Origin of the sequence: Kitasatospora humi, assembly GCF_020907985.1 — a bacterium.
Classification (GTDB): domain Bacteria; phylum Actinomycetota; class Actinomycetes; order Streptomycetales; family Streptomycetaceae; genus Kitasatospora; species Kitasatospora humi.
In genome coordinates this window covers 20,543-38,948 of sequence record NZ_JAJJPA010000062.1, presented here as the reverse complement: position 1 = coordinate 38,948, position 18,406 = coordinate 20,543, and the positions used below count along the sequence as shown (strand labels likewise).

Below are 18,406 nucleotides of genomic sequence, written 5' to 3'. Positions count from 1 at the left end.
CACCGCGGTTCGCTCTGGCGCCCGGCTCACCCCGCGAAGGCTCGGGCCAGCTGCCCGCTTCCTCCGCCTCCCCGCCCTTCGGCCTCGCGCGGTGGGCCCCCTGCCGGGTGAGCCGGCCATGAGGTGCTGCCCGGCGTGCGTCCGGCCCCGATCCCGGGAGCGGGGGCGGACGCCCGGCCGCCTCTCCTGACCTGCTGTGCCGTCAGGGACGTGGCTCCTGCTGGATGGAGCACCAGGTACCGGCTGCTCGCTCAACAGTCGGCCGGGACGCCGGGCCACGGGCCGGCCGCGGGACACCCGACCCGGCGGCTACCACCAGGTGGGCAGCCAGGAGAGCGGCACCGCCCGCCGGCTCCCGGATCACCACCGGTACCAGCGCCTCCGGCCGCCGGCACCGTCCGCGGCACGGGCGATGAATCCGATGAGCCACACCGCGAGGACGACGAGCGCCACCCACCACAGCACCTTTGCCGCGAAACCCAAACCAAAGAGCACGACGGCGAGCAGCAGAACCAGTAGCAGAGCAGCCATGGAACTGTCATCTCCTTCACTGAACGACTGGGATGTCAACGCTGCTGTCCCGGATGCGGCGTTGCATGCACACCGATGCGCAGATCGTTACCGAAGGGCGGTTCCGCGTTCAGTGCGATCGCCCCGACCGACTGTACGGGGGGCGGGTGCGTCGACCGGGCAGTGGACCGCGGACTGCCCCGGTCAGCGCCGGCCCGATCGAGGGGCCTTGGGCGGCCCGGACGGTCCGGGACCGCGGCAGGCGCGAAGGGTCGGCGCTGGGGCGAGCCCGTCGGCCCCGCCCCGCCCACTGAGCGGCCCCGTCCGAGGCGCTCGGCAGGCCCCTGGACGCCGTGGAGCCCGATGGGAGCCGGGGCCCTCGGGCGACGGTGGGCAGCCCATCGGGCCGGCGGGTGGGACATCCCCGGCCGCCCCCGGCAAGCCGGTCGGACGCCGGTGCACGGCCCCCGACGAGCCGGTCTGCCCCGGCCCGCGGCGCCCAGCACGGCGAAACCCGTGTGCGCACCGTCGTCTCACCCTGTTCCGGCTGGTGAGGCATGGCTTCCGGGCGGCTGGGCAGGCGGACCCGGGTCCGAAGCAACCCATACACCCACGAGTGAGGAGAAGAGAGGATGACCATCGCGCGCGAGATCATGACCGAGGGCGCCGAGTGCGTCGGCGAGCGTGAGTCCGTCCTGGAGGCCGCGAAGAAGATGACGGAACTCGGCGTCGGCGCGCTGCCGATCTGCGGGACCGACGACAGGCTCAAGGGCGTCCTGACCGACCGGGACATCGTCGTCAAGGTGCTCGGCGCCGGCAAGGACCCCGGTCGGGTGACCGCCGGTGAGCTCGCCCAGGGTGAGGTCGTCACGATCGGTGCGGACGACGACGCGAACGAGATCCTGCGCACCATGGGATCCCACCGAGTGCGCCGCCTCCCGGTCATCGACGGCCACCGCCTGGTCGGCGTCGTCGCGCTCGCGGATGTCGCCCGCGCGCTGCCCGACGCCAAGGTCGGCGACCTCCTGGAGACGATCTCCTACGACTGACTCTGAGACGTGGATGGCCCGGCCCCGGTTCCCGCCCGTCGAGCGCGGGGACCGGGGCCGGCCGTGCGAGGCGCGGCGGAACGGCCGTCGACTCGCCGATCCAAGCCGTGCCCGGCCCGGGTCATCGGGCTTGCTGCACGGCGGCGAGGCCGGGTCGGCAGGTCTCGCCACCGTGCAGCAGGCCCGTCTCACCGCAGACGCGAGCGGCAGACGCGAGCGCCCTTCGCGTCGGGGTGGACAAGCGTCTGGACGGTCGAGCGCCCTGGACGACAGGTGCGCCAGGTGACAAGTGCGCCAGGTGACAGGTGCGTTGCGCGACGCGTGCGCCGGGCGAGCCGGTCGGCTCCAACCTGACGGCAGGTCAACACCATTGGCGCAAGCTGATTTCGGCGTTGCCAGGCCGATCCCCCGGTGGAGCAGCACGGCTGTGCTGCTCCACCGGGGGATCAAGTCAACCGCTGGGCCGGGGCGGCCGCTTCCGTCGCCCGGGCTGCTTCGGCGACCCGGGCGGCGGCGCCGGCACTGGGATCAGGAATGCCTGCCACGACCGGTGACGAGGTCGCGGGCCCGGTCGACCAGACCCGTACCCGCCGCGAGGAGCTTGCTGTCCGGGGCATCGGGATGGGGTCGGGTGGGCGCGAGCTTCTTGGCCCTGCGGACCTGCTCGCCGAGCTCGTCGAGCTTCTCCGGCGGGCAGGCCCCGATCAGCGCCGGGAAGAGGTTCTCCTCCTCGTCCCGGACGTGGGCCTCGACCTCGGAGACGATCCGGTCGACCAGGACGGAGAACCGCGCGTCGCCGCAGTCCACCTCCTCCAGGTCCTTGAGGAGCTTCTCGACGGCCGCGTGGTCGGCGACCTCCTTGTCGGCCAGGGCCTCGCCCCCCGGGACGTGCTCCCGCACCGCCGGGTACAGGTACTGCTCCTCGGCGACCGAGTGGCGGACCAGCTCGATGGTGAACTGGTCGGCCACCTCACGGCGCCGTTCGTCGCCGGCTGGCAGCGCCCGGATCCGGGCGAACATCTCCGCCACCTCCCGGTGGTCCGTCATCAGCTCGTTGATCACGTTGCCGCCGTGTCCCATTTCCTCGCTCCTTCTGCTCGTCGGTCGGACGGTGAAAGGCGGCGCCGGCCCGCGGGCCTGGTGCCACAGGCCTCTCGTATCCCCGCATTCCGGGCAGCCATTCCGGCGAGCCACCACACCGTCCTTGCCCGCCACGCCGTCGATCTTCGCGGTGACGGCGGCTCCTTCGGGTTACCCGACATCCACTTCTGCTGATCGGCCTGCCTGCGATGCCCGCCTGCCCGATGGCGCCTACCGCCGCCGAACGGGCACGGTTGAAGAAGACCGCCTGTGGCCACAAGACCGAGCACCGACTGCGGGTCCGCGCCCAGGCCGTGCTGCATGCGGCGCGCGGTCGCTCCAAACCGCCGGCCGCGCCGGCACCACGGCCGCCGGTGCCGGGCCGCCAGGTGAGCAGAACCAGACGCCGGATGCCGGACCCGGCGCCACCCGGCTGCTGACCGACACGGCCCGAGCGCCCCCACCCGCCTCCGTGGTCACCGGACGCCCTCGACCGTTGACGTCCCTGCTCCCCAGCCGACCGACGCCCGCCCGTCGCCGACCGTTGCCGACCGGCGCCGACCTCAACTGCCGGGTGGGGCGTCCCAGCTGTACGCGTCAGGCCGATTGTGAGTACCGCCGGAGTTCTGGTTCTGGATGGTCGCCCCGGCGGTGTACGAGGTCCCGTCCTTGAAGACCACCAGGCAGCGGAGCCGGGCCGTCTCCTCCCGCGCGGTGTCGTGGACGTGCGGAGTGCACGCCACCGACGCCACCGGGCGGTGGTCCTGATTGGTGATGTGCGCCTTCATCGCGTTCTGCAGGGCCACATAGGCATCCGTGTTCGGCCCGCAGGCCGTCGCCACGCACACGACCAGCCCGACGAATCCGGCGAGCGCCGCTCTCCGCACTGTCAGCTCCTGACTCCTCGTCGGCGGAGCAGATGATAGCGGATGCCGCGCTCGACGGACCCGCCGCCGTCGGGCCGGGCTGCGGCGGCGGGTCCGTCCCAGTCCTGAGGGCCAGGAGGGGGACGAGAGCGGCCGCTGGGCCGGCCTGTAGCCGTGCTCCGATCAGGGGCTCCGGTCGCTCGACACCGTCGCCCCGGCCCGTGCCTGGGCGAAGGAGACCCGCGCGCCCCAGCGGCCCGGGCGATGACACGCCACGAACTGCGGGCGGCCGGGCTCTTGCGGATGTCCCCGGTGTCGGCTCACGCTGGCGGGATGGGGGGTCACATGATGCGCAGGGCGGCGTGGGCGCTGCTGTGGTCGGTCTGGTGCGTGCTGGTGGCAGCCGTTCCGTTCGGGATCTCGCTGCTGTTGGTGAGGCTCGATGGGGACGCGTGGGGTGACAACGACCACGGTCTGGTCCTCCTGCTCATGATCGCGGTTCCGCTGTTCTACATCTGGGTGCCCGTACAGGCGTTCCTGTACGTCAGGCACCGCTGGATGGGCCGGACCAGCACGCCGCGGGCGGTGGTCTGCTGCGCCGGCGTCGCCGTCGTCCTCGTCGGCTCGTTCACCGCCGGCATCCTCGGCCAACGGGACGTCGAACAGCAGATCCTGCACGACCGCGGGGTGACGTCCACGGGCGTGGTAACCGGGATCCGGACCCATACCAGCGACAGTGGCGCTCCCACTCAAGACGGGGTCCATGTCCGGATGAACGACGGCAGGTCATTCGACGTCGATGGCGAGCCACGCGTCGGCAGCACGGTGCAGGTCACCGCCGATCCCCTGGGAAGAATCCCTCCCCGGCTCGGCCGGCGGCCGGCCGCACCCAGCGGGCAGGCCCTGCAGGTCACCCTCGCAGTGCTGGCCATCGGCCACGTCATGGCAGCGAGCATCACCGCCGGGCCGCTCAACCGCAGCCCCGAACCGCAGCGACCACGCCGCCGGCTCGCCCCGTCCGACGAAACATCCGTCGGCAAGAGATCGCAATCGCCCCACGGGGTGGAACCCCACTCCTGAGCAGACATGGTCCTCACACGGTGGCAACGGCCTTCACGCGGTGGTCTCCGCCTGCCGCGCTCAGCGAGTACCCCCTGGAGGCGCAGACGCCGAGCAGTCCGATCCGGTCGGCGTCGACGTCCTCGACGGTGTTGAGGTAGACGTCCTCGACGGTGTTGAGGTAGGAGACGGCGGCCTTGAAGTCCTCCACACGCCGGCTCGAGTCTTCCAGGTGAAGTGTCAGTGGATTGCTGTCCCGGCACCGCGCCGCCGAATCGAGCGCACACCGCGACCGATGCCGGCCGCAGGGCCCGCGAGGTGGACGTCCGTCAACCCCGCGGGCCCTGCGTGGGCGCTCAGAAGGCGCCGGTACCGTTGGGGGTGCCGAGGCCGGTGGGGCCGTCGTAGCCGGGGCCGGCGGTGCACAGGTACGTGCCGCCGCACGATCCGTTGCTACCGGAGGTCACGTCGTTCAGGGCGGAAGTGTGACTGTAGGGGTAGGAACCCGCCGCGGTCTGGGCGGTGTTGCCGGCCAGTGCGTAGACGCTCGCGATGATCGGGGACGAGGCGCTGGTACCACCCACCTGGATCCAGCCGTCGGCGCCCTGGGCGAGGCCGAGCGAGAGCAGGAAGTCGCAGAAGGCGCCGCCTCCGCAGCTGTTGTAGCTGTCGTAGACGGCCACGCCGGTGTTCGGGTCGGCCACCGCGGACACGTCGGCGACCGTGCGGTTGGCGCAACCGCCGTCGTGCTGCCAGGCCGGCTTGGGCTCGTAGGCGGAGCATCCGGAGCCGGCGCTGCTCCACGCGGTCTCCGACCAGCCACGGGCGTTGGACGCCTTGCTCAGCGAGGTGCCGCCGACCGCCGTGACATCGGGCGACGAGGCGGGCCAGGACACGCCGTAGCCGGAGTCACCGGAACTGGCCGTGATCGCGACGCCGGGGTGGTTGAAGTGGCTGTCCGACGAGGTGATGGTCGAGTCCTCGGCACCGCCCCAGCTGTTGGACACCGACACGACACCGCTGGTGCCGGCGGCGGTGTCCTCGGCGGTCATCAAGTCACTCGTGTTGGCGGAGTCGGCCTCCACCAGCAGGATGTGGCAGTCGGGACAGGTGGCCGAGACCATGTCGAGGTCGAGGCTGATCTCCTCCGCCCAGCCGTAGTCGCCCGACGGCAACGGCGAGGCCTGGCCGGCCTGGTTGACCTTGTGGAAGCAGCCGTTGGCGGTGGTGCAGGCGGCCAGGCCGTAGGCGCTGCGGTAGGCGGCGAGGTCGGATTCGGCATTGGGGTCGTCCTGAGCGTCCACGATCGCGACGGTCCGGCCGGCTCCGGAGGTGCCGGTCAGGTTGTAGGCAGACCGCAGATCGGACGGTGTGTAGCCCACCGAGGTGGGGGACCCGCTGGTGAGGGGGGCGAGGTGGCCGTCGGCGGTGTGGTGGGCCGCCATCTTGCCGAAGCAGCGGGCCTCGTCGGCCCGCGCGGGGTGGGCGCACCCGAAGTCGAGCGTGGCCGCCTGGGCGGCCGGCCGCTCCTCGGGAGCCGCCTGCGCAGCACCCGCCAGCCCGGTGAGGGCGGCGGCAGCCAGCGAGACGACTGTCAGCAGGGCGGTGGTCGCGGGCCGCGTACGGCGTTCCCGCGGCGTCCGGCCGGGACGGTCAGCGGAGTGTGCGTCAGGGCGTTGCATCGTGCCTCCGTCAAGGTGGGGGCTGGCGTTGCGGGTTGGTCCTGATGGTGCAGGGGGTGTACGGAGTCTGCGCCGCACTGGGCGGTGACGCTCGGATGCCTGGTTCGGCGACGCGGTGCGCGGGCGGCCACCGGCAGGTGGACGCACGTCGGACGATGGATCGGGGAGTGGGGGCGTGGCTCCGACCACACGACGGCAGCCTCACGGTGCCGGGGTCGGCGAGGTTCCGCCACGATCTAATCGAGTGTGGCCAAAGCATGACAGAGCGTCAAGACGGCCGCCGACCTGGGAATCCGTCACTGCTCCTGGCAGCCGGCGCCGTTCGAGCGGCTCGCCCCTATCGGCGTTCCGCTGCCGGCGGTCTACGGCGACCGCACCGAGCCCGGCCTCGCGGCGGCCACGAATGCGGTCGCGGCAGCGGTACCGGGAGCCGGACTCGAAGCCCTGCCCGGAGGGGACCCACGCGGTGCTCCGGTGGCCCGCGGCACCGGCACCGCTGCCGGCCCGGTTCTCCTTTCGATGGCCGCGGCCACCTGGCGGTGCCACGACCGAACGTCGCCGTCCTGGTACAGGGCTCCGTGGGCGAAGTCCACGACTGCGGCGAGCCTGCCCGCTCCGTCGGGCAGGTCGTCGGTGTCGGCGCGGCGCTGGGCCTGGTCGAGGCGTCCGGTGAACCCGGCGACGAACGCCGCGTCCCCGAGCCGACGGGCGCGGTCCGCCGAGCCGGGGCTCAGTTCCGCCGCACGGGTCAGCCAGGCCACCGCGGCCGTGCACACCGGTGGCAGGATCAGTCGTTTGACGGTGCATCAGGCGTGCCGGGCACCGGTCCGCCTGACTAGGCGCGGGTCGCGCTGTGCCGGCGCGCCCGGTAGCTGGCGGCCTTGACCCGGTTCCCGCAGGTCTTCATGGCGCACCACTCGCGCCGGTGGCCGCGCGAGCGGTCCAGGTAGACCTGGGTGCACTCGGGGCGTGCGCACTCCCGGAGCAGGGCCGCGTCAGCGCCACCGAGGATCTCGACGGTCTCGCGAGCGAGCGCCGCGAGCCCTTGGGCCACCGACCCGGTCCTGGTGGCACCGTCAGCGTGCAGGCACAGCGTCACCGGGAGTCCTGCCGCGTGCTTGTTCACCTCGGACATCGCCCGGGGCGGCATCGGCCGGCCGGCGAGCCGGGCGGCGACGAGGGAGTAGATCGACTCGCGCAGAGCCACCGCGCTCTCGAGGTCGGTCTCGTCGGCGCCGGGCGCGCTGTCGAACATCCCGGCCTCGACGAACCAGGCATCGAGCTGCTGGGGGGACGCCAGCTTCTCGGCGGGCGCGGCGTTGCGCCGTGCCCGCAGGGTTCCGACGAAGTCGAGGGGCAGGGTCCCGCAGGGAAACGCGTGCATCACGTCACCAGTTTGACCAGTTACTGGCAGTTGCGCAACACCACCGGCTCCCAGGGCCGCAGGTCTTCGCCGGTGGTCAGCCCTCGGGCAGCTCCAGGAAGTCGCTGGTTTCCGCCGACTCCAGACGCAACAGGGCGGTCGTACCTTCCCTGCCCGGCACGGGCCGCACCTGCACGAATCCTTCTCCGCTCTCCTCGAACAGGCCTTGGGCCGTGGCGCCGCTCCTCGCCGACCTCGGCTACCGCGTGATCGTCCCCTTCTGACGCGTGGCCGCCGAGAGGGCTCGCCCGCGGCCGAGCCCTCTCGGCGCTGGGTTGCGGCGCCCCGAAGAACCGTCGACGGCCTGGTGATCGCGGTGGTCCTCGGGCAGCCGGTACGGGTGGCGGCGGCGCGACCACTGCCGGCTGATGAACCCCGCACGCATCCCCAGCCGCGCCTCCGGGTCCTGCCACGCCCGGCGTACGTGCCCGATCAGGCCGCGGGTGGAGCCCCTGACGCTCCCTCAGCTTACCCTCGAAGCCGTTTGCAGAGGTGCGAGCTGCATGAGGTGATCCACCAAAAGGATCGTCATTGTTCCGTCCGGAAGTTGAGGAGACGCAGGTGCACACCGTCGCGGTCCTGGCGCTCGACCGGGTCATCCCCTTCGACCTGTCCACGCCCTTGGAGGTGTTCGCCCGGGTCCGGCTGCCGGACGGGCGCCGCCCCTACCAGGTGCGCGTGTGCGCGCCCCGTGCGCAGATCCCGGCTGCCGGGTTCGTGATCGCCGCCCCCTGGGGTCTGGAGGGGCTGGTCGGTGCCGACACCGTGATCGTTCCCGGTCGTGCGGAGGGCGCGCCCCCGCCGGGCGAGGAGGTGCTGGACGCGTTGCGCGCGGCGGCGGCCCGCGGCACCAGGATCGCCTCGATCTGCGTCGGCGCCTTCGACCTCGCCCTGACCGGGCTGCTCGACGGGCTGGCGGCGACCACGCACTGGGTTGCCGCCCCCGATCTGGCCCGACTCTTCCCCGCTGTCGAGGTGCGCCCCGATGTCCTCTACGTCGACAACGGGCAACTGCTCACCTCCGCCGGTGCCTCGGCAGGGTTGGACCTGTGCCTGCACATGATCCGCCGCGACTTCGGCTCCGCGGTCGCCGCCGACGCGGCCCGACTGGCGGTCACCCCGCTGGAACGCGAAGGGGGCCAGGCCCAGTTCATCGTCCATCCCCAGCCACCGGTCCCGCAGGGTTCCGCGCTCGAACCGGTGCTCGCCTGGATGGAGGAACACCTCGGCGACGAGCTGACGCTCGAACTCATGGCGAAGCGCAGCGGCATGAGCGAACGAACCTTCAGCCGCCGGTTCCGTGAGCAGACCGGCACCACACCGCTGCAGTGGTTGCTGCGGGCCCGGGTGCGGCGGGCGCAGTTCCTGCTGGAGAACACCGACCACACCATCGACCGCATCGCCGACCAGGCCGGCTTCGGCTCCCCGACCGCCTTCCGCGAGCGCTTCAAGCGGGTCGCCGGCACCACACCGCAGAACTACCGCGCCACCTTCCGCAGCAGCGGGCACCCCGGAGGCGCGTGACACCGAGCAGTGTGGCCTTCCCGGAGACCGGACTGGTCAGTGTGAGCGCGTCACCCGGGGCCACCACGCGGCCGCGAGCGATGCGAGCGGCCGCACAGGACTCGTGGCGAGATCCCGTTGGAATGTGTCATTCGAGCCCGTCCCCTGCTGTGCGCACCGGCTCCTAGCATCGAGGCGAAGCCGGCGATCGCCGGTTCCCGGTCCGACGAAAGACACTCACATGCACGTCCAGATAGTGTTGTTCGACGGGTTCGACCCGCTTGACGCCATCGCACCGTTCGAGGTGCTCCACGCCGGCGGCACTGCCTCCGGGGGCGCGGTCAGCGTGGAGTTGGTCAGCGCCGAGGGCCCTCGGGAGGTCGTCAGCGGCGCCGGTGGCCTGTCGCTGCGTGCCACCGGCACCCTCGATCCCCGTCGTCCCGGCGTCGTCCTCGTCCCTGGCGCCGCCGGGCGCGTCGGCGACCCCGCGGACCTCGAAGACGACGCTACGCCGGAGGACGCCATCCCGGTCCGGCTGGCACGCACCCTGGAGACCGGGCTGCCGGTGCTGCTCAAGGCCGCCATGGAGGACGAGCGGATCACCGTGGCGACGGTCTGCGGCGGCTCGCTCGTCCTGGCCATGGCCGGCCTCCTCCAAGGTCGCCACGCCACCACCCACCACATGGGCGTGGACCTGCTCGACGCGACCGGCGTCCACGCCGTCCGCGCACGCGTCGTCGACGACGGCGACCTGATCACGGCCGCCGGGGTCACCTCCGGCCTCGACCTCGGCCTGTACCTGCTGGAGCGCGAAGTCGGTCCACAGATCGCCCACGCCGTGGAGGAGTTGTTCGCACATGAACGCCGCGGCACCACCTGGCGCCCCGACGGGCCCGAGCCCGCCACCTTCTGAGCGTCCTGCACCGTCGCACATCACTCACGAGCAAGAAGGCACCGTATTCATGTCCACTGAAATCGAAGGCGTTTGGGAGCTGACCATCGTCACGCCCATCGGGCGAGTGCGACCTGTTCTCGAACTGCGCACCGAGGATGGGCTGTTGGTCGGCATCGCCCACGGCGCGGGCGAGAGCCTGCCCTTGAAGGACCTCACCCTCGACGGCGGCCGGCTGACCTGGAAGCAGTCGATCACCCGCCCGATGCGCCTCGACCTGAGCTTCGCCGTCACCATCGACGGCGACACGCTCACCGGTACCTCCAAGGCCGGTCGTCTTCCGTCCTCGAAGGTCACCGGCCGACGCCGCTCCGATGATGCCGCCGACACCGCCGCACCAGCGCGATGACGGCACCACGCCTGACGTCCACGGTCACTGGTGCGGCTGCGGCAGGGGCACCCACCCTGGTGTTCCTGGCCGCGAACGGGATCGGCGGTCTACGGCCCGCCTCCGCCGCCGCAGCGGCAGCCGCCGTGCTCGTCCTCGCGTGGCGGCTGCGTGCCCGACGGCAGCTCCGACACGCCGTCATCGGAGCCCTGCTCGCGACGGCGTGCGCGGCCGTGGCCGCCTGGACGGGACAGGCGCGGGGGTTCTTCCTGGTCCCCATGCTGGTCCCGGCCGTGGCGACGGCGACATGCCTGGTGTCTCTCGCGGCCGGCCGCCCCTTGGCCGGCCTGGTCGCGAACAGGGTCGTGGGCGGCCCATCCGGCTGGCGCTCGCACCAGGCGCTGTACCGCTTCTACGCGGCGTCAACGGTAGTGATCGCGCTCGTGAGCTTCGTGAGCCTGGCCGCTCAGGTGGCACTGTACTGCTGGAGCGACGTCACCTGGCTGGGACTCCTGCACGTCCTCATGGGGCCGTTGTGGGCTGCCGTCACAGCAATCTCCATGGTGTCGGCCCGCAGGACGGTCACCCGCGAGCGGAACGCCGCTGAGGCCGGCAACTGCTGACCACCCGGCCGATCTGCCGCCCGGACCCCCTGGGGCCCGAACGAATCCACCGGACGGATGTACTGTAAAGATGAGTTGACGTCGCATCAGGTTCGATGGAGGAGGAACGGGCGTGTCAGACAAGCCAGCACGGCACCCAGGCGCGTGGAGCCGTGGCATCCGGGCCGCCGTGAGCGCCGCGGTCGTGGCGGCGGTGGCGCTGTCGGCCACCGGGGCAGCGGCATCCGCGAGCGCGGCGCCCGTGCCGCCACCCTCGGGCATCCTCGGCGCGCCCACGCTCGTCGCGCACACCCACTCCGGGGACGTCGGCTACCGCGAGGTGGGCGAGGGCAGCCCCATCCTGCTGATCGCGGGGCGGGGCATGTCGATGGACGGCTGGGCGCCGAGCTTCGTGGACGGGCTGGCCGCCCACCACCGGGTCGTCGTCTTCGACAACGAGGGCGTCGGCGAGACGGCACCACTGACCCCGCCGGTGAGCGTGTCGGACATGGCCGACCAGACCAGTGCGCTGATCACCGCACTGCACCTGCACCGGCCGACCGTGCTGGGCTGGTCGCTCGGCGGCATGGTCGCCCAGGCGCTCGCAGTCCGCCACCCCAACGAGGTGAGCCACTTGGTGCTGGCGGCCACCCAGCCCGGCACCGGGGCGGCGCTGCCCATCCCGCCCGCCGCCGCTGCCGCCCTGGACAGCTCCGACCCGGCCGTGGTGATGTCGGTACTGTTCCCGCCCGACCAGGGCGCGGCGGCCCGGGCCTACCTTGCGGGCGTCGTCCAGTACCCGCACTTCTACGCGGCGTCCCCCGCCGTCAAGGCCGCCCAGGACGCGGCGATCGGCCAGTGGATGGCGGGTCGGGACCCGGCCGGACGCCACCTGGAGCGCATCCACACGCCCGCCCTTGTCGCCGACGGCGCTCAGGACCTGCTCGACCCGAGCGCCAACGACCGTCTGCTGCGCGACACCGTGCGCGACAGCGGCCTGGTGCTCTACCCGGATGCCGGCCACGCGTTCCTCTTCCAGAACACGGCGGCCTTCGTCCCGGCCATCGACGCGTTCGTGCACCGGTAGACGCGGCTCAACTCGGCGGCGCGGTGCGGACCTTCTACGCTGCGCCCCGCTTCCCCCACCGGCTGGCAAGAGCGGACGTCAGGGCACGGAACTCGTGGATGCCGAACATCCAGGCAGTTGCTCCGAAGACCACGATCGTGACGGTGCCGCAGAGCAGGACAACGGCCAGGGGGCTGCTGGGACCGGCGAAACGGGCTGCGCAGGCTGCCGCGCCTCCTGCACAGCCCGTCGAGGCGCACAGGCGGCCGAGCCGATCGGCGACCTGGGCCAGCCGAACCGGGATGCCCCGGACCTTGAGACCACCGAGCAGCAGCACGGCCGTCAAGGAGATCCCGACGGCATTGCCTGCGGCGAGGCCCAGTGCTCCGTACACGGGGGCCGCGACGGAGCTGACGGCGGCGGTGACGGCGAGTCCGAATGCCATCGCCACTACCGGAATCCATCCGGCGAGTTTCGTGCCGGCAGCCGTGGGGCGGGTGCTGCCGGCGAAGCGGGCCATGGGCTGGGCCGAGAAGAACGGGCGAGCCGTCGCTCCGACCAGGGCCTGGCCGAGGAGACCGAGGCTGTAGATCCGCATCACCGCCGCGGTGGCGCTGGTGTCGGTCGCGTCGAAGGCTCCGTGTTGGAAGAGGAGGGACAGCACCTGCGGGGCACAGGCGACCAAGAAGGCGGTGGCGGCGAGCGTGATCACGCTCACGAGTACGAGGTCCTTCTCGACCTGCTCGCGTGCGCGTTCGGTCTCGCCTTCGGCCATCGCTCGGGCAATCACGGGGAGGGTGATCGTGCTGATCATCACCGCGATGGCCATGGGCATCTGGGCGACCTTCTCCGCATAGTTGAGGTGCGAGATGGTTCCCGGGGAAAGGCCGGAGCCCAGGTACCGCTCGATGTAGATCTGGGACTGGCGGGTGAGGGCGAACGCCACCACGGGCAGCAGTGTCGGCCAGCTCAGCGTGACCGTCGCACCGGACCGGTTGGTGGCAGCACGCCAGCCGGGGCCCGTCAGCCGGCAGCAGCGTCGGTGGAAGGCCGGCAGGACGACCAGGACCATGCAGAGGCTGCCGACGGCCACTCCCACAGCCGCAGCGCGAATCCCCAGGCTGTGGTGGGTCAGAGCCACCACGGTCAGGATGCCGGTGTTGTAGGCGGCGTAGACGGCGGCCGGGGCGGTGAAATGCTGGTGGGCGCGCAGCCCGGCGCAGAGGTACCCGGCGACACCGAAGAACAGCACGGTCATCGCGGTGGAGCGCGTGCAGCTGACGGCGAGAGCCGCATGGGGCAGGCCTGGGGCCAGCCAGGTGACCACAGCGGGCGCACAGAGTGCGGTCACCGCGGAGAACAGGGCCAGGAGGAGGCACAGCTGCGGGAGAGTCGCCGCGACAATGGCCTGGACCGGGTCTGCGGCCCGCGGCGCCGTGGACCTGGCAGGTGGCGTGGTGTGGGAAGGCGCCACCGGGCGCCGTGCGGCGAGTGCGGTACTGAAGGCGGGGAGCATGAGGAGGGGCAGGGCGCTGTCGATCAACAGCGGTGCCGCGGTTTCGGGCACGCTCCATGCGACCAGGAAGGCGTCGGTCTCCTGGCCCGCGCCGAAGTACCGGGCGATCAGCAGGTCGCGGCCGAGCCCGAGCAGGGAACCGGTCACACTGAGGAGAGCGGTGATGCCGAAGGCGCGGGCAAGCGTCCCACCCGGCGGCGTGGAAGCGGCTTGTGACGTGGTTGCCGGGGCGGACCCGAGCCCGGACCCGGATCCGGACGGGGGCGGGCACGGCGACGGGGACGGTGACAGGTCGCGTGGCGGATGGAAGTTCGTCATCGACGGTCTCCGGAGGCGGCGGGGGCCTGGAGCGAATGGGGTGTGCGCCTTCGGCCCGGAGCCGCGTACGAGTGCGGTCCCGCACGGTTCTGGCGGTCGCTGGGCACGCTGGGCGGGCACCAGTGCCCCGCGGCCCGCGCCCCGCCGCGGCCCGGCCGCGGTCACGCCTGCCCGTGTCACAGCGGTCAGGCTCGGCTCGGCGCGCGCAGCACGCGGAGCCGGGAGCGGACGTGCGCCAGCCAGGGCAGGTGGGCTCGTGCGTGGCGCAGTGCGGCGGCGCGCAGGCGGACTGCGCCGCCGTACACGGTGACGGCGACGGTGCCGCCCAGCACCAGACGTTCGTTGCGGGTCTGGTCAGGGCGCCATCGCTGCTTGTACGGCTCGGTACCGCGGAGCAGGCTGACTTCGGTCCGGCCGGTGCGGGCGGCATGCGCCATGCACCCGGCCATGAGCATGCCGGAGATGTCGAGGCGGTCTCGTGCCCTCGGGTGGACTCCGTACAGGTAGAGGCCGGTGAAATCCGGTCCGAGCAAGGTGAGGTGACAGGCGATCAGTTCGTCGTCCAGAAGGTATTGCCGCACTGCGACGCGGTCGGAAGCGGCCATTGCGGTCGCGGCACGAGCCAGGTGGCTGGCGAACCGCTCCCGCAGGTGTTCGGGCGTCACCCCGCGGCCACGCCACTGCAGTTCGTGCAGGCGAAGCAACTCGGCGATGGCGCGCGGCACCTCCTCCGGCGGGGTCTCCCGTACGACGACTCCGGCTGAGTCGAGTCTGCGCAGCTTGGTCCGGGTGCGCTTGGCGCTGTGTGCGGGCAGGCGTCGGACCAGTTCCTCCATGGGCACGCCCGGCAGGTGCTGGCACAGCGAGTCGGGCAGCCGTTGCCAGGCGCCCGGCCAGTGGGTGACGAGCCGTTGGACGGCTGCGGTCGGGCGCACCTCGCGCAGGTCTAGCAGGGGCCAGGGACGGCGGGTGGTCAGGGTGCGGGCGAGTTCGGCGGCAGCCTCGTCGGCGCAGCTGTCGTCGAGGAGGATGTCACCGAAGTCGCTGATGCCGGTTCCCACCGGGACCAGCACGGGCAGCGGGAACCGCCGCAGTATCAGCGCTGCCGCACCGACCAGCCGTCCACCGCGTCGCACCAGCACCAGACGCAGGCCCGCGCGGCCGTAGGTCTGCCACCACGAGTCGAGCCAGGCGTGGCACTGGAACGGGGTGGCCGCGGAGCAGCGGTCCACCAGGCTGTCCCACTCCCCGGCCAGGGCGGTCAGGGCCTCGCCGTCCCGGCAGAAGGAGACCGACCACTCCTGCGGGTCGGCCGGCGAGGACGAACGGCCGGTCGCGGACGTGGCGGCCGCAGCGGTGGCCTCCTCGAGCCTCGCCGTTCCGGCTGACGCTTGTGTGCAACGCGTCAGCTGCTCGGACGGGATGAGTGGGGGCGTGGGCGCGTCGGATGCTGAGGGCAGGTGCGTCATGCAGGGCTCCTGGCGGCCGTGCTCCGGGCCGGGGACGGTCCCTCGCTGAGGGGCTTGTAGCCGGGGACGGGGAGATCCACCGTGCCGGTCCGCAACCCGCCGGCGCCGCGGCGGGAGGCCGTTGCCAGGTGATGGTCCCGCATCAGGTGGCGCGCTCGCTTGGCGCGGAGCCGCCAGCCGCCGTCGCTGTCTCCGACGTAGCAACGGGGCAGTGACCAGCGGTCGGTGAGGGGGGAGTGGTCGATGGCGCACGCATGGTCGTATCCCGCCGTGCGGACGGCTGAGACCGCTGCGGCGTCCACCGCTCCGTACGGGTAGCAGAAGCTGTTCACCGGGTGACGCGTGATCTCCTCGAGCAACTCCCGGCTGAGGGCGGTCTCGGTGGTCAACTCGGCGTCCCCGAGTCCCGGCAGGCGGACGTGGTGGAAGCCGTGCGAGCCGATCTCCACCCCGGCGTCGGCGAGTGACCTGACCTGCTCGGCGGTGAGCAGGTCTTTGCGGGGCGCACCTGCGTCCCAGACGTTGTGCCCGCCGATGAGGCCGGCCACCACGTACACCGTGGCACTGAAACCGAGCTCGTCAAGGATCGGCAGGACGTGTCGGGTGAAGTCCGTGTACCCGTCGTCGAACGTGAGACCCACCAGGGAGCCGGCCCGTCCCTGCGCGCGGGCGCGCAGCAACTCGCTCATGCCGACGCCGCGCAGCCCGCGCCGACGCAGCCAATCTATCTGCCGGGCGAACCGATCGGGCCTGACCGTCAGGAGGTTCGGGTCCTCCTCGTAGGTGTCCACCGAGTGGTACATCAGCACCCATGAGTTCTCCCGTGCGAATGCCGTCGGGACGTACTTGCGCCCATTGGGTGATTCAAGGGACATCGCTGGCATCTCCCTTCCCGGCATGAGCCGTTGACGCTGAAGCGAGGTTCGGCTGACGGTGCGTTTCCGGCGAATCAGACAAGCGGGTGTCACGCCGCTCCGTCCGGGCTCGCGTTGCGGAGCTGAGTGATCGGCGCGCGGCGACGCCACGCTACCGCCGGAGTCGTCGACAACTCGCGTCAACAGGGGCTGACTCACTTCCGGGGCAAGAACTTCACTCATTCGGGCCGTACCCAGGGGACGGGACACCGCGTCCACTTGGCCTCCCTTGCCCAAGGCCTCATCCGCGCTGGTCACGGTGCATGCCCGTCGGCCGCTCCCCGGGTGTACGGGTTCAGCGGCGCAGGGGGTTCTCCTGCTCCAGGCGTGACAACTTGTCGGGGTTGCGCACGAAGTACAGCCCCGTGATCAAGCCGTCCTCGGTCCGCAGCGCCAGGACGCCCTCGACCTGACCGCCGATCCGCATGATCAGTGCCGGGTGGCCATTGACCAGCGCCGGCTGCACCGCTGCGGTGCCTGCGATCCTGCCCAGCCCCGCCGCCAGCAGGGCTGCGACCGGATCGGCGCCGACGACGGGATCCAGCGCGGCCTGGACGACTCCGCCGCCATCGCTCAGGAAGACGACGTCCGGGGCGAGTTGGTCGAGCAGGCCCTGCAGGTCGCCGGTTTCGACCGCGCGTTGGAACGCCAGCAGGGCTGCGCGGTTCTCGGCCTGGGAAACGGCTGTGCGCGGGCGCCGCGCGGCGACATGGTTGCGGGCCCGGTGTGCGATCTGCCGGACGGTGACAGGGGTCTTGTCGACGGCCTCGGCGATCTCGTCGTAGTCCAGGCCGAACACCTCCCGCAGCACGAACACCGCCCGCTCGGTGGGCGTCAACGTCTCCATCACCAACAGCATCGCCATCGAGACGCCCTCGGCCAGTTCGACGTCCTCGGCCACATCGGGCGCCGTCAGCAGTGGCTCGGGCAGCCAGGGGCCGACGTAGGTCTCCCTGCGCCGGCGGAGCGAACGCAGCCGCATCAGCGCCTGCCGGGTGGTGACTCGGATCAGATACGCGCGCGGATCGCGCACGACGCCGTGATCGACATCCAGCCACCGCATCCACGTCTCCTGCAGGACGTCCTCGGCGTCAGCCGCCGAGCCGAGCATCTCGTAGGCGACGGTGAACAAGAGGTTCCGGTGGGCGACGAAGGTCTCGGTGGCGTGATCGACGCGGTTGCCGCCGGTGGTCGGTTCGGTCGTCTCCATGGACCCGTCAGTGCGCTCGCTCATCACCGGCTCCTACCCGTTCTGGATCTTCCTCGTGCCACACACACGGTGCCGGTCGCGTCGGCTCCGTGACATTCGATTCCGGTGACATGGCTCACACAACCGTCGGTGTCACGCCGCTCGGGCCACCGGCATCTCCTGTTCGACCTCCGCCCAACGACGACGAACAAGGAGCACACCATGACCGCTCGTTTGAGCCTCTTCGGCAACCCGGACGCGCCCGCGGCCAAGGCCGCCGGTCATTTCGGCACCGCGAGCAAGACCATCCTCCAGGAGTCGACTCTTCCTGCCGTAGTCCAGAAGCTGGTGCTGCTGCGAGCCAGCCAGATCAACGGCGACGGCTACGCCATCGACGTGTGGGCCAAGAACGCCGCGGCCGCCGGCGAGAGCCCGACCCGCCTCAGCCTGGTCGCCGCCCGGCACGGGTCCACGGTCTTCACCGACGCCGAACGCGCGGCGCTGGCACTGACCGAGCAGGGCACCCGCATCGCCGACGCGGCCGGCGGCGTCGACGACGAAGCCTGGACGGACGCCGCCAAGCACTACGACCAGGACCAGCTGGCCGACCTGGTGATGCTCATCGCCTTGATCAACGCGACCAACCGCATGAGCGTCATCGTCCGCAAGCGCGGCGGCGACTACGAGCCCGGCCGCCTCGGCTGACCGGCGGTCAGTGTCCGCGGTCAGCAGTCTGGGTGCCGCGTGAAGGACCCGCGCGGTGCTTGGAACGACTGCATCAGCTCCGCGAGCGCCGCATCCGCCTGCTCACACCAGTCGCGGAGCCACTCGGCATCAAGTCGTTCACCAGCCACGATCAGCCCCCTTGGCCTCCTGGGAA

At 71.7% G+C, this 18,406-nt stretch carries 19 protein-coding genes; 8 read left to right on the top strand and 11 right to left on the bottom strand.

Features of this window, described 5'->3' with window-relative positions; translation table 11 throughout:
- Positions 1-360 precede the first annotated feature (360 nt).
- Complete coding sequence (locus LN042_RS32910; protein WP_230055109.1) at positions 361-531, bottom strand: hydrophobic protein; 171 nt, start codon at positions 529-531, stop codon at positions 361-363.
- Between the two features lie 611 nt (positions 532-1,142).
- On the opposite strand from LN042_RS32910, the gene LN042_RS32905 reads away from it, so the two are divergent.
- On the top strand, positions 1,143-1,559 hold the full coding sequence (locus LN042_RS32905) for a CBS domain-containing protein (RefSeq protein ID WP_230055108.1): 417 nt from the start codon (positions 1,143-1,145) through the stop codon (positions 1,557-1,559).
- 528 nt (positions 1,560-2,087) lie between these two features.
- Here the strand turns inward: LN042_RS32905 and LN042_RS32900 are convergent.
- Positions 2,088-2,639, bottom strand: coding sequence for a hemerythrin domain-containing protein (locus tag LN042_RS32900; RefSeq protein WP_230055107.1), 552 nt, complete (start codon positions 2,637-2,639; stop codon positions 2,088-2,090).
- Positions 2,640-3,202: 563 nt separating this feature from the next.
- Positions 3,203-3,526 (bottom strand): hypothetical protein, encoded by a 324-nt coding sequence (locus tag LN042_RS32895; RefSeq protein ID WP_230055106.1) that lies wholly within the window; start codon positions 3,524-3,526, stop codon positions 3,203-3,205.
- 324 nt (positions 3,527-3,850) lie between these two features.
- Between LN042_RS32895 and LN042_RS32890 the strand changes: the two genes are divergently transcribed.
- Positions 3,851-4,585: a hypothetical protein gene (locus LN042_RS32890; protein ID WP_230055105.1), complete on the top strand. Its 735-nt coding sequence runs from the start codon at positions 3,851-3,853 to the stop codon at positions 4,583-4,585.
- Positions 4,586-4,598: 13 nt separating this feature from the next.
- On the opposite strand, the gene LN042_RS32885 is transcribed toward LN042_RS32890, so the two are convergent.
- The 4 genes from LN042_RS32885 to LN042_RS32870 all read right to left on the bottom strand — a co-directional run bounded on the left by LN042_RS32885 (position 4,599) and on the right by LN042_RS32870 (position 7,633).
- On the bottom strand, positions 4,599-4,775 hold the full coding sequence (locus tag LN042_RS32885; protein ID WP_372495859.1) for a hypothetical protein: 177 nt from the start codon (positions 4,773-4,775) through the stop codon (positions 4,599-4,601).
- A 145-nt stretch (positions 4,776-4,920) separates the two neighbouring features.
- Positions 4,921-6,246, bottom strand: coding sequence for a S53 family peptidase (locus LN042_RS32880; RefSeq protein WP_230055104.1), 1,326 nt, complete (start codon positions 6,244-6,246; stop codon positions 4,921-4,923).
- A gap of 362 nt (positions 6,247-6,608) precedes the next feature.
- Positions 6,609-7,022 (bottom strand): hypothetical protein, encoded by a 414-nt coding sequence (locus tag LN042_RS32875; RefSeq protein ID WP_230055103.1) that lies wholly within the window; start codon positions 7,020-7,022, stop codon positions 6,609-6,611.
- 59 nt (positions 7,023-7,081) lie between these two features.
- Positions 7,082-7,633 (bottom strand): CGNR zinc finger domain-containing protein, encoded by a 552-nt coding sequence (locus LN042_RS32870; RefSeq protein WP_230055102.1) that lies wholly within the window; start codon positions 7,631-7,633, stop codon positions 7,082-7,084.
- Positions 7,634-8,230: 597 nt separating this feature from the next.
- Between LN042_RS32870 and LN042_RS32865 the strand changes: the two genes are divergently transcribed.
- The 5 genes from LN042_RS32865 (at position 8,231) to LN042_RS32845 (ending at position 12,141) form a co-directional block, all read left to right on the top strand.
- Positions 8,231-9,193 carry a GlxA family transcriptional regulator gene (locus LN042_RS32865; RefSeq protein ID WP_230055101.1) on the top strand — a complete coding sequence of 321 codons (963 nt, stop codon included), beginning with the start codon at positions 8,231-8,233 and terminating at the stop codon, positions 9,191-9,193.
- 220 nt (positions 9,194-9,413) lie between these two features.
- Positions 9,414-10,085 carry a DJ-1/PfpI family protein gene (locus LN042_RS32860; RefSeq protein ID WP_230055100.1) on the top strand — a complete coding sequence of 224 codons (672 nt, stop codon included), beginning with the start codon at positions 9,414-9,416 and terminating at the stop codon, positions 10,083-10,085.
- 49 nt (positions 10,086-10,134) lie between these two features.
- A complete protein-coding gene (locus tag LN042_RS32855; protein WP_230055099.1) occupies positions 10,135-10,473 on the top strand; it encodes a hypothetical protein in 339 nt (112 codons plus the stop codon).
- On the top strand, positions 10,470-11,075 hold the full coding sequence (locus tag LN042_RS32850) for a DUF3159 domain-containing protein (protein WP_249801777.1): 606 nt from the start codon (positions 10,470-10,472) through the stop codon (positions 11,073-11,075). The genes LN042_RS32855 and LN042_RS32850 overlap by 4 nt, the downstream gene beginning before the upstream one ends.
- A gap of 169 nt (positions 11,076-11,244) precedes the next feature.
- Positions 11,245-12,141 (top strand): alpha/beta fold hydrolase, encoded by an 897-nt coding sequence (locus LN042_RS32845; RefSeq protein WP_230055097.1) that lies wholly within the window; start codon positions 11,245-11,247, stop codon positions 12,139-12,141.
- 34 nt (positions 12,142-12,175) lie between these two features.
- Here the strand turns inward: LN042_RS32845 and murJ are convergent, their stop codons facing one another.
- The 4 genes from murJ to LN042_RS32825 form a co-directional block, all read right to left on the bottom strand.
- Positions 12,176-13,783 carry a murein biosynthesis integral membrane protein MurJ gene (murJ, locus tag LN042_RS32840; RefSeq protein ID WP_230055096.1) on the bottom strand — a complete coding sequence of 536 codons (1,608 nt, stop codon included), beginning with the start codon at positions 13,781-13,783 and terminating at the stop codon, positions 12,176-12,178.
- A gap of 356 nt (positions 13,784-14,139) precedes the next feature.
- Positions 14,140-15,423 carry a GNAT family N-acetyltransferase gene (locus tag LN042_RS32835; RefSeq protein WP_230055095.1) on the bottom strand — a complete coding sequence of 428 codons (1,284 nt, stop codon included), beginning with the start codon at positions 15,421-15,423 and terminating at the stop codon, positions 14,140-14,142.
- Positions 15,420-16,298 (bottom strand): polysaccharide deacetylase family protein, encoded by an 879-nt coding sequence (locus tag LN042_RS32830; protein WP_230055094.1) that lies wholly within the window; start codon positions 16,296-16,298, stop codon positions 15,420-15,422. Before LN042_RS32830 ends, LN042_RS32835 begins: the two co-directional genes overlap by 4 nt.
- Positions 16,299-16,632: 334 nt before the next feature.
- Entirely contained in the window at positions 16,633-17,571 is a 939-nt protein-coding gene (locus tag LN042_RS32825; protein WP_230055093.1) for an RNA polymerase sigma-70 factor, read from the bottom strand.
- A gap of 177 nt (positions 17,572-17,748) precedes the next feature.
- On the opposite strand from LN042_RS32825, the gene LN042_RS32820 reads away from it, so the two are divergent.
- Positions 17,749-18,231 (top strand): carboxymuconolactone decarboxylase family protein, encoded by a 483-nt coding sequence (locus LN042_RS32820; protein ID WP_230055092.1) that lies wholly within the window; start codon positions 17,749-17,751, stop codon positions 18,229-18,231.
- Positions 18,232-18,406: the final 175 nt, after the last annotated feature.